The organism is Neorhizobium sp. JUb45 (assembly GCF_004343585.1).
GTDB lineage: Bacteria > Pseudomonadota > Alphaproteobacteria > Rhizobiales > Rhizobiaceae > Neorhizobium.
The window spans coordinates 20,297-28,126 of record NZ_SLYW01000021.1 but is presented as its reverse complement, the minus strand read 5'-3'; the positions used below and the strand labels follow the sequence as shown (position 1 = coordinate 28,126).

The 7,830-nt window shown below is 58.0% G+C and carries 7 protein-coding genes and 1 pseudogene; 5 read left to right on the top strand and 3 right to left on the bottom strand.

The window, feature by feature from the left end:
• The 4 genes from EDF70_RS29375 to EDF70_RS29360 all read left to right on the top strand — a co-directional run.
• A partial coding sequence (locus tag EDF70_RS29375; protein WP_245519434.1) for a heme-binding protein occupies window positions 1-574 on the top strand: 574 nt, incomplete at its 5' end.
• 187 nt (window positions 575-761) lie between these two features.
• Window positions 762-1,523: an alpha/beta hydrolase gene (locus tag EDF70_RS29370; protein WP_132281769.1), complete on the top strand. Its 762-nt coding sequence runs from the start codon at window positions 762-764 to the stop codon at window positions 1,521-1,523.
• Between the two features lie 76 nt (window positions 1,524-1,599).
• Window positions 1,600-2,880 carry an MFS transporter gene (locus EDF70_RS29365; RefSeq protein WP_132281767.1) on the top strand — a complete coding sequence of 427 codons (1,281 nt, stop codon included), beginning with the start codon at window positions 1,600-1,602 and terminating at the stop codon, window positions 2,878-2,880.
• Window positions 2,881-2,966: 86 nt separating this feature from the next.
• Window positions 2,967-3,698 (top strand): SDR family oxidoreductase, encoded by a 732-nt coding sequence (locus EDF70_RS29360; protein ID WP_132281765.1) that lies wholly within the window; start codon window positions 2,967-2,969, stop codon window positions 3,696-3,698.
• A 257-nt stretch (window positions 3,699-3,955) separates the two neighbouring features.
• On the opposite strand, the gene EDF70_RS29355 is transcribed toward EDF70_RS29360, so the two are convergent.
• Window positions 3,956-4,855: a LysR family transcriptional regulator gene (locus tag EDF70_RS29355; protein WP_132281763.1), complete on the bottom strand. Its 900-nt coding sequence runs from the start codon at window positions 4,853-4,855 to the stop codon at window positions 3,956-3,958.
• A 21-nt stretch (window positions 4,856-4,876) separates the two neighbouring features.
• On the opposite strand from EDF70_RS29355, the pseudogene EDF70_RS29350 reads away from it, so the two are divergent.
• A pseudogene (locus EDF70_RS29350) lies at window positions 4,877-5,215 on the top strand (fasciclin domain-containing protein); the annotation flags it as partial.
• A 136-nt stretch (window positions 5,216-5,351) separates the two neighbouring features.
• Here EDF70_RS29350 and EDF70_RS29345 read toward each other — a convergent pair.
• Window positions 5,352-6,317: a bile acid:sodium symporter family protein gene (locus EDF70_RS29345; protein ID WP_132281761.1), complete on the bottom strand. Its 966-nt coding sequence runs from the start codon at window positions 6,315-6,317 to the stop codon at window positions 5,352-5,354.
• 349 nt (window positions 6,318-6,666) lie between these two features.
• On the bottom strand, window positions 6,667-7,782 hold the full coding sequence (locus tag EDF70_RS29340) for a TRAP transporter substrate-binding protein (RefSeq protein WP_132281759.1): 1,116 nt from the start codon (window positions 7,780-7,782) through the stop codon (window positions 6,667-6,669).
• Between the last annotated feature and the right edge of the window lie 48 nt (window positions 7,783-7,830).

The window sequence follows — 7,830 nt, the reverse complement described above, 5'->3', positions numbered from 1 at the left end:
GGATCTTCCGGCGAGGCCGCCGAAGCTCTGCTCACCGCCCTGCGCCAGACCCGTATCCGGGCAGCCTGATCATTCAGCATCGTGGACGGCCGCCAGCAGACGGCGGTCGGCCACCCGAAAATCGGATATCGAGATGATCAGCTCTAAACCAACGCTCTCGGCTGTGCACGCCCGAGAGATGATCGAGACATCAAAGTCCAAGGCGACCGCCTTGAATGTCCCATGCTCGATCGCAGTCATTGGCCCGGATGGCTACCTACTTGCCTTCGAGCGCGAGGATGGAGCCATGTCGGGATCCGTTGAACTGGCGATCAACAAAGCGTTCACCGCTCAGATCTTCAACAACGCGACTGACATGCTGAGCGTGTTGGCTCAATCAGGCGCGGAGCTCTACGGAATTCAGCATTCCCACAACGGTCGCGTGGTCGTGTTCGGGGGAGGCATCCCTATCCAATTCCAGGGGCAGGCGATCGGCGCGATCGGCGTTAGCGGCGGCACAGTCGCAGAGGATGTGGCCATCGCCGAGGCTGGCGCTGGAATTCTGGCCGACCTTCTCGTCCCCGCTCGCTCCTAGGCCAAACATGGTGCCGAAGCCAAATCACCATCGGCTCCGTAATCTGATCCCATTCTGAAATCCGCATGTCCGCGGCTTGATCCCTCGTCGCAGAGCGTGGCGCCCGATTTCAACTTCGGTTGGTCGGGACCGGACAAGTGCGCCTGATCTCACCCCTCATCAATAATTTTTCAAAAGGATGCATCAAATGAAATTCCTGAACTCGCTCATCTCGGCTGTCGCCGCCGTCGCAATCACAGCCAGCGTCGCCTTGCCTGCGGCTGCGGCAGACTTCAAGGCCAAGACCGTTGTCCTCGTTCACGGCGCATTTGCCGATGGTTCTTCTTGGAACAAGGTCATCCCGCTTCTGAAGAAGGCAGGATTGAAGGTTGTAGCGGTCCAGAACCCGTTGGATACCTTGGAAAATGACGTTGCTTTCACTGAACGGGCAATTGCCGATGCTGAAGGCCCGGTCGTGTTGGTCGGTCATTCCTACGGCGGCGCCGTTATCACGCAGGCGGGTGTTAATCCGAAGGTTCACTCGCTCGTGTACGTCGCGGCCTATGCTCCAGAGGTCGGACAGTCGGTCCTCGATACCCAGAAGCCATATCCGGATGCTCCGGGCAGACCATTCATCAAGAAAGATGATGCGGGTTATCTGAAGTTCACCGACGAGGGTGTCTTCAATTACTTCGCAGCCGATCTGCCTCGCGACGAACAGGAACTGATCGCGGCCACACAGGGTGCATTTGGGGTCAAGGCCGTTTCAACGCCCGTCACACAGGCAGCCTGGCACACGGTTCCTTCCTTCGAGGTTGTGTCCACGGATGATAAGGTGATCCCGCCGCAGCTCCAGCGAGACCAGGTCAAGCGGCTCAAGGCGACAGCTGTCGAGGTGGCTGCAAGCCATGTCGTCATGCTGTCGCACCCCGACGTGGTGGCGAAGCTGATCATCGAGGCTGCGAAGTAACTCCTATGTCATGGCGGGTTGGCTTCGTCCGTGCCCGCCATGCCCATCAATCTGCTTCTCGCCCTGGAGATCCCCGATGACACACATTCTTTCCACCCGCCCGTTAGCCGACTATCGTCTTCGGGTTGTTCAGGTTGATGCTGCCAGCGCAGACGTTCCGGCAGCACTCGCCCGCCCGGCGCTTTCGTTCGCCGCCACTGTCGCTGCGATCGTGCTGGTCGCCATCGATCTTCGTCCGGGCATCGTTTCAGTCGGACCGCTGCTGCCCCATATCCGTCAGGAGTTTGGGATGTCCAACGCCGAGGCATCGCTGCTGACAGCCATCCCTGCCATGCTGATGGGCTTGCTGGCGTTTCCCACTCCTTGGCTCGCCCACCGATTTGGCCGCGACAGGGTCATTCTGACCGCGCTGATCGTCCTGATGTTGACGACAATCCTGCGCGCCTTCTCCGGCTCGGTCGCCATGCTTCTGGCTTCCACTGTGGGAGTAGGGGCGGGGATTGCGGTCGCAGGTGCGCTGATCCCGGGCCTCGCAAAGAAGAATTTTCCGAAGCAGGCCGCAGTTCTGATGGGGATCTACGCATCCTCACTGGGCCTCGGCAGTACGCTTGCGGCCGGCCTGACCGAACCGCTTGCAAATCTGGGCGGAGGCTGGAGGTTCGCTGACGGCATCCTGGCAATTCCGTGCCTGACGGCCATAGCCGCCTGGATCGTTGTCGCTGCTGCTGAAGGTAGAAGAAGGGCGCTCGTGGTAGAAACGTCAACATCGGCGCGGCGCCGTCTGCCCACCGCCAATCTTGTTGCGTGGCTCATCGCCCTCTACTTCGCTGCCAACAACATCCTGTTTTTCGGGTTCGTCTCATGGACAGCACCAATATTCAGAGAGCTCGGCATGAGTGCTACTTCGGCAGGGCTCCTGCTAGCAGGCTTCACTGGTGCATTCATGGTCGCGAATCCATTGGCTGGAGTGATAAGCCGTAATGAAGATCGTCGCATCGTGATCGCCCTATTTGCCGCACTGGCACTTACGGGATCGGCTGCCGTCGCGATTTCGCCGACGCTGCTGCCCTTCCTCTTTATCCCGATGATTGCGTTCGGTGTCGGCGGATCCTTCACGCTCGCAATGATCCTGCCCCTCGACAACGCGGCGGATGCCCACGACGCCAACACCTGGACGGCGTTCGTGATGGGGATTGGCTATTCTGCCGGAGCGCTTGGCCCGCTGCTCCTGGGGATCCTTCGTGACAGCACCGGCGACTTCAGGATCCCTCTCTGGATCCTCGCTGTTGTGGCGCTCTTGATGTTTGCTCTCTCACCTTTCCTGCAGCCGCATCACCACCGTCGCCCCAAAGCATAACATTTTCCCCGAATTGCTGGCTTAGGCCCGCATCAAACGGCTGCCTCGCGGGTGGCCAGTACCTCACCAAACTCAAGGACAAGATCATGATCAAAGACAAAGTCGTTCTCATCACCGGCGGCAGCACAGGCATCGGAGCGGAGGTCGCCAGAACTCTCGCGGCAAAGGGCGCAAAGGTGGCGATCGCCGCAAGGCGCCAAGACAAGCTCGATGCGGTCCGTGCCGAAATCGCAGCGCAGGGTGGTGACATCCGGGCGTACGTGATGGACGTTACCGACAAGCATCAGGTCAAGGCTGTCGTCGAGGCCGTGGTTCAAGACTTCGGCCGCCTCGATGTCATCATCAACAATGCGGGCATAATGCCGATCCGGCCGATGTCTGAAGTCAACACGGACGAGTGGGACGCGATGATCGACGTGAACATCAAAGGCACCCTCTATGGGATCGCCGCGGCCTTGCCATTGTTTCTTGCGCAGCAGAGCGGCCACATCATAAATCTGAGCTCCGTCGCAGGCATCAAAGTATTTGCGCCGGGCGGTACCGTCTATTCCGGCACGAAGTTCGCGGTCAGCGCGATCTCGGAGGGGCTTCGCATCGAGGTCGGAAGCGCCGTGCGTGTCACCTCGATCGAACCGGGCGCCGTTGAGAGCGATCTGAAGCTGGGGACGACGGGTACCGCGCGGGACACGGTGCATGGTTTCTACGAACAGGCCATCCCGGCATCGTCCGTGGCACGCGCAATTGCCTTTGCAATCGAGCAGCCCGACGACGTCGATATCAATGCGATCGTGATCCGTCCCACGGTGCAGGAATTCTAGTCGTCTTGGAATCGGGCGGGATTAATTTTCGCCCGATCTCCGTATTCAATCTTGAGAGCCAATGGCAGTCGTCAACCAACCATATTCGACGTTCGGCTAGCACATAGGTTAAGCTCTATACGGCCTCACAACTGTTATCCCGCGGCGAAACAGAGGGTCGACTGTTCGGATCGGCTCAAGAGCGAAGAACCGGCAATTTGCCATGCCAGCCGCCGCCGTCTCGAAAATCGCTGGTGGCACAAGAATTATGTCTGGGATTAAGTCCTATGCACTTCCGCCCGCACATGTTCTGAAACGAAATCCACGAAAGCTCGAACCTTCGGCACGCGAAAACGGCTCGCGGGCCAGAGCATCGTAAAGACGCCGCTGCGTTCGACCTCTTGTTCCAGAACGGGCCGAAGCGATCCGTTCGCCAATCCTCCACGAACGAGGAATTCGGGAAAGCATCCAATACCTGCGTCGCGCTGAACAAGGTCTAGGAGCGGATCGATGACGCTTGCGGTCAGGCTGACCGGAACGTGCTGCCCCGGTGCTGAGCGTAACGGCCAAGGAGCGACACGCCCCGAGGAGAATTTTTGCCGCAGGCAGACGTGGTCGACGAGCTGCTCTGGTGTCTCCGGAATGCCATGCTTCTTCAGATAGGCGGGCGCGGCCACCAGAACCCAGGTGAAGTCGCCAAGCTTCTTGTGCAGCAGCCTCGAGTCTCCGGTATCACCAGTCCGGATTACCACGTCGAAGCCTTCCTCCACGACGTCGACGAGGCGGTCGCTGTAGTCAAGATCGAGTTCCACCAGCGGGTGTTCGGCGATGAAAGCCGCGATCGCCTTGGTGAACAGGGATCCGGTCAGTGGAAGGCTGACCCGAAGACGGCCACGCGGGCTTCCCGCCACTTCCGCCAGCTCCGCCTCCCCAGCATGGAGTTCCTCAAGCATCCGACGGGCGCGTATCAGAAAGATCACACCGGACTCAGTCAGCGAGATGTTCCGCGTCGTGCGATGAAAAAGCGTTGCCGATAGCTGGCTTTCCAGCCTTGCAATAGCCTTGCCGATCGCCGACGAAGAAAGTCCGAGATCCTGTGCCGCCAACTTGAAACTGAGAGCATCGGCTGCGGCGACGAACGCGCGCAGGGACGCAAGACTGTCTACGAGCTCCGCCATGAACCACCTTTGCTCCGCAATGTATTTGCGCCAACCTATGAAGCGTTTGCCTCGCTTCCGAAGGGGACAGTCGATATGCTGCTGAAGCGTGAAAACAAGGCGCAGCTTACGAAGGTACTGACTTGCCATGTCGCCGCCGCCAATGCCATGTCCACGGCCAACGAGAAGATGATCAAGGACGACAAGGGCACCCATGACGTCAAGACCGTTGGCGGTTGCGTGCTGAAGGCGAAGGAAAGCATGGGCAAGATCACACTGACCGACGAGAACGGCAAGGTCGCTCCCGTGACGATCGCCGACGTCAAGCAGTCCAATGGCGTGATCCATGTGATCGGCAAGGTTCTTCTGCCGAAGATGTAAACATTCTGGATGAGGACAGGAAAGCCGGTCAATTTTTGGCCGGCTTTCGTTTTGCCTGAAAGCGCTTTAACGCGGGCGCTCGTCAGATACCCGGTGGCGATTTTTGCGAAATACGACCACCATTGGATTTTGCAAGTTAACTCGTTTGCCCCTTTAACGGCTCGATCTGTGCACCCTCTTCGTGCCTCGAAGAGAACCAGTTTGCCAAAAGAGCGCCAGAAATATTATGCCAGACACTGAAGATAGCACTTGGAACAGCGGCAAGCGGAGAAAAATATGCCGTCGCCAGCGCAGCACCAAGACCTGAATTCTGCATACCAACCTCAATGGCGATCGCCTTGCGCTTGGCCAGTGATAAGCCCGTTGCCTTCGCCGCGAAAAAGCCGAGCAGATATCCCATGCCATTGTGAAGAACGACCACGGCAAAGATCATAAGGCCGGATTGCGCAATCGCACCTTTCGACGCTCCCACGACGGCGGATACGATCAGGACGATGCCGATGACGCTCACCAGCGGCAATGCCGGGACTGCTGCCTTGACCACGCCAGGAAGGACCTTTTGAAGAATAGCCCCGAGCGCGAGGGGGACGAGAACAACCTTGACGATGCTGACGAACATCGCCCAGCCGTCAACAGGAAGGTATTGGCTTGCAAAGAGCCAAACCAGAAAAGGTGTTATAATCGGAGCGGCCAATGTTGTCACAGACGTACACGCAACTGACAACGCCACATCCCCTTTCGACAGATAGGTCATGACGTTCGATGAGGTGCCGCCCGGGCAACAGCCCACGAGAATGACACCAGCGGCGACCTCCGGTGGCATGGGAATTACCTTCGTTAGGAGTACGGCGAGAAGTGGCATGATGAGAAACTGGCCAAGCACGCCAATGGTGACATCGAAGGGACGCCTCACCACTTCACGAAAATCATCGATCGAAAGCGTCAAGCCCATGCCGAACATGATGATGGAAAGCAGGGTGACGATCCAAGGCCCGATCTGTTTGAATACGTCGGGAAAAAAGAATCCCAAGATCGCGAAAAGGATGACCCAGGCGGCAAATGTCTTTCCGACAAGTCCGGAGATGGATGTCAATATTTTCATGCTTCACTCCCTATGAACAGTGGAAGCGAGGTCTATTGAGGGGTGTCCGCGTGTCAAGGTCAGCGATGGCCGGTGATGCCCTGTAAGAACAGTCAATACGCTAAATTAATATGAAAAATTGCGCGACGGAGAGAGCAAATGGCGAGATTTTGGTGATCGCGATCCAAAACGTTATTTCTTACTGCCTGCTTTATAATCGGCCTGATCCAGATAGGTGGATCGATCATGGCGTATTTCAGTTAAGTGCAAAAATATCGCTTTTCAACGGTATTCACCGCCTGTCGTGGCGCACTGGTTTTTTGAACGTGTGAAAGAGCGGCCGGTATCGCACCGGCCGATCAGAAGGCCGTTATTTTCCAGATGCCTGTGCGGAGTACATATAGCTGTCATAGCTATATTCGGCGACACGGAACCATTCGAAGGATTCGTCGCGGAACTTCTTCCAGCCCGGATAGATTTTTGCCCATGCCGGATGTTTGGCGCTGTATTCGGCGTATAGCTCGAACGTGGTCTTGTAGGCGGCGTCCATGACGTCGCGCGGCAGCGGGCGCAGTTTTACGCCCTTGCCGACGAGAGAGCGGATCGCCGTCGTGTTTTTGACGTCGTAAAGCGCCTGCATGTTGATATTGGCCGCCTTGCAGGCCGTGTCGAGCGCTGCCTTGTACGCCTCGGGCAGGCCTTCATACTGCGTCTTGTTGATGAAGAAGTGGATGGTCAGGCCACCTTCCCAATAGGCCGGGTAATAGTAGTTTGGGGCGATCTGGTAGAAACCGAGGCGCTCGTCGTCGTAAGGACCGATCCATTCGGCAGCATCGATCGTGCCACGTTCGAGAGCGGGATAGATATCACCGCCGGGCAGCTGCTGCGGCACCACGCCAAGGCGCGACATGACCTCGCCGGCAACACCGGCGATACGCATCTTGACCCCCTTGAGGTCCGCCAGACCCTTGATCTCCTTGCGGAACCAGCCGCCCATCTGGGCACCGGTGGCGCCGCCTGGAATGCCGACCACGCCATAGTCGGACAGGAATTCGTTATAGGCCTCGTTGCCGCCGCCATGGTAGAGCCAGGCATTCTGCTGGCGGCCGTTGAGGCCGAATGGGATGGTCGAACCGATCGCGAATGTCGGATCCTTGCCGGTGAAATAATAACCGCAGGTATGGGCGATTTCGACCGTATTGGCCTTCACCGCATCGATGGCTTGCGGGCCGGGCACGATTTCGCCGGCCTGAAAGACCTGGATCAGGAACTTGCCTTCGGTCATCTTCGAAAGCGCCTGCGACATGACCACGGCGCCGCCATAGATCGTGTCGAGATTGTTCGGGAAGCCCGATGTGAGGCGCCATTTGATGGTCGGCAGTTCCTGTGCCACGGCCGGGGCGGCAAGGGCTGCTCCCGCAACCGTGGCGGCCCCGCCGATCGCGCCTTTCGTCAGAAAGTTTCGTCTGTTGATCTTGTCCGTCATGTCATCCTCCTCCTCAAGGTTGATTGGTTTGCCAAAGCGTTTGTTGCG

Bases quoted from the DNA above. Each gene is read 5' to 3' on its own strand.
- EDF70_RS29370 (WP_132281769.1), top strand. From the start codon at position 762: ATGAAATTCCTGAACTCGCTCATCTCGGCTGTCGCCGCCGTCGCAATC.
- EDF70_RS29365 (WP_132281767.1), top strand. From the start codon at position 1,600: ATGACACACATTCTTTCCACCCGCCCGTTAGCCGACTATCGTCTTCGG.
- EDF70_RS29360 (WP_132281765.1), top strand. From the start codon at position 2,967: ATGATCAAAGACAAAGTCGTTCTCATCACCGGCGGCAGCACAGGCATC.
- EDF70_RS29355 (WP_132281763.1), bottom strand. From the start codon at position 4,855: ATGGCGGAGCTCGTAGACAGTCTTGCGTCCCTGCGCGCGTTCGTCGCC.
- EDF70_RS29345 (WP_132281761.1), bottom strand. From the start codon at position 6,317: ATGAAAATATTGACATCCATCTCCGGACTTGTCGGAAAGACATTTGCC.
- EDF70_RS29340 (WP_132281759.1), bottom strand. From the start codon at position 7,782: ATGACGGACAAGATCAACAGACGAAACTTTCTGACGAAAGGCGCGATC.